The 2,399-nt window shown below is 69.5% G+C and carries 1 protein-coding gene; it reads right to left on the bottom strand.

Annotation, left to right across the window (positions count from 1 at the left end):
• Window positions 1–107: 107 nt before the first annotated feature.
• The coding region (locus VFS34_10695; GenBank protein ID HET9794920.1) for a hypothetical protein at window positions 108–2,399 on the bottom strand (2,292 nt) is incomplete at its 5' end.

Raw genomic sequence — 2,399 nt, 5'->3', positions numbered from 1 at the left:
CGGAAGGCCGGTTGCTAAGAGAGATAGATCAGATGAATCGAATCGCTCAAACGCCGCGAAACCAGGCCTAAAGGCCTAGTGGCAGCGGATCTTCTTCCAGGGCCTCCCTAGGGAGTCGCGATCCCCGGGATCCCGGCTGTCCGGAGACGCTCGTTGAATGCTTTGAGCTCATTTGAAAGAACCGCGTCCGCCGACGCGACGACCGTTGAGACCAGGTCTCGGTCCGCCTTGACCGCACGCCGGTCGTCTTCCGACGGCGCGCCGTCGGCGCTCTCGAGCGTGAAAGCCAGCTTCGTGAGCACCGCGTCGACGCCGGAGAAGCTCGCGAGGTCGAGCCCTCCTCCGCTGAGCTTCATCATGTCGTCGGTCCCGGCGAGGGCGTCGAGCCGCGCGGCGAGATTCGCGCGGGCCCTCTCGGCTTCCCCCGGCAATTTTCCGGCGAGCGGCGCGACGCTCTTTCGGACCGCCGCGATGCGGCGCTCCGTCGCAGCGAGGTCGATCCTCATCTTCTCGACCTCGCGCGACAGGGCGAACTGCGCCCCGAGATCCCTTTCGGACGCGGGGATGCGCGGATCGCGCCGGACCTCCACGGCCCGTTCCTTCGTCTCTCCCCCCGCGGTCAGGCGGAGCGAATACCGTCCTGGAGGGACCCACAGCCCCGTTTCGCGCGAATCCTCGTCGGGAGGCGAGAGCTCGGTGTGCGGCGTCGAATGCAGGTTCCAGACGAAGCGATGCATTCCGGGCGCGGCCGAGAGCGGCGCCATGTCCGCCTCCCAGTCCGGCGTGACGGCGATCTTTCCCATGTCGGGCGGCTTCGGCGGGTCGGCGCTCGAGAAGGTCCGGACGGTCTCACCGCGCGCGTCGCGGACTTCGAGCGTCACCGGACCGGCGACGCCGCCCCCGATCCAGTAGTCGAGCGTCGCGCCGAACGGCGGGTTCTCGCCGATCGCCTCGTCCTTCGGCACGGGCGTTCCCTGGAAGACCGCGGGGTGGACACGGAACGCCGGCTCGGGGGCGAAGAAATGCAGCCGCTCGCGCGCGATCTCCGGCGAAAGGTCCCGCAGCGGCGCGACGTCGTCGAGGATCCAGAACGATCGTCCATGCGTCCCGATCACGACGTCGGCGCCGTGCACGTCGATGTCGCGCACCGAGCAGGCCGGGAGGTTCAGCTGCAGCGGCTGCCAGCGGTCCCCCGCGTCGAACGAGACGAAGATCCCCGTCTCCGTCCCCGCGTAGAGCAGACCTCGGCGCACGGGGTCCTCGCGCACGACCTGGAGGAACGACCCGTCGGGGATCCCCGCGACGGTCTCGGTCCACGTGCGGCCGCCGTCCTTCGTCCGGTAGAGATGCGGACGGAAGTCGTCGAGGCGGTGTCGGTCGACGGCGGCCCACGTCGTGTCCGCGTCGAAACGGGAAGCTTCGAGACCCGTCACCTTCGACCACGGGCCGACCGCGGCGGGAGTGACGTTCGTCCAGTGAGCACCCTCGTCGGACGTCTTCCAGATCAGGCCGTCGTCCGTGCCGCACCAGATTTCGCGGCCGCGGAGATACGACGGCGCGATCGCATAGACCACGCCCTTGCGCTGGCCGGGGACGGGGCTGTCCTGCACGGTCGCCGGATCGAGATTCGGCGGAACGGGCGGCGTCTCCCGCGACAGATCGGGGCTGATCGGCGTCCACGTGCCGCCGCCGTCCGCCGTGCGGAAAACGCGCTGGTTCCCGAAATAGAGGACCTTGTGATCGCGACGCGAGAAGACGAGCGGGTTCGTCCAGGTGTGCCGGTACGCATCCGGATAGGCGCGCCCGGGATCGACGTCGCGGAGCTGGAGCGTGTCGAGATCGAACCGCGTCACGCCCGCGCCGAAGATCGTCCGGGGATCGGACGGGTCGGGCGCGATCATTCCGTTCTCGTAGCCGACCGCGACCGGTCGCCAGTCGAACATCGTGATCCCTTCCCACTCGCTGCGGGAAGGCACCATCGCGGCGCCCGAGTCCTGCTGGGCACCGTAGACGCGGTACGGGAACCGGGAGTCGGTCGTCACGTGGTAGAGCTGCGCGGTCGGCTGGTTGTACCAGGAGCTCCAGCTCGCCCCGCCGTCGGCCGAGACGATCGCGCCCTGGTCGCAACCCGTGATCAGGCGGCGCGGGTCGGCCGGATCGATCCAGAGCGCGTGGTAGTCGTCGCCGCCCGGCGACCCGCGGAACGGCCGGAAAGTGACGCCGCCGTCGTCGCTCCGGTAGATCGCCGTGTCGCACGCGTAGACGACGTCCGCGTTCTTCGGATCGGCGGTGACGCCCGAGAAGTACCAGCCGCGCTTCCAGATGCGCTCGTCCGACGAGACGGGCGTCCAGCGCGCGCCGCCGTCGTCGGAGCGGAACATGCCGCCCGCCTTCGCGTC

It is taken from the genome of Thermoanaerobaculia bacterium (assembly GCA_035717485.1).
GTDB lineage: Bacteria > Acidobacteriota > Thermoanaerobaculia > UBA5066 > DATFVB01 > DATFVB01.
This window is presented reverse-complemented; position numbering and strand designations above follow the sequence as displayed.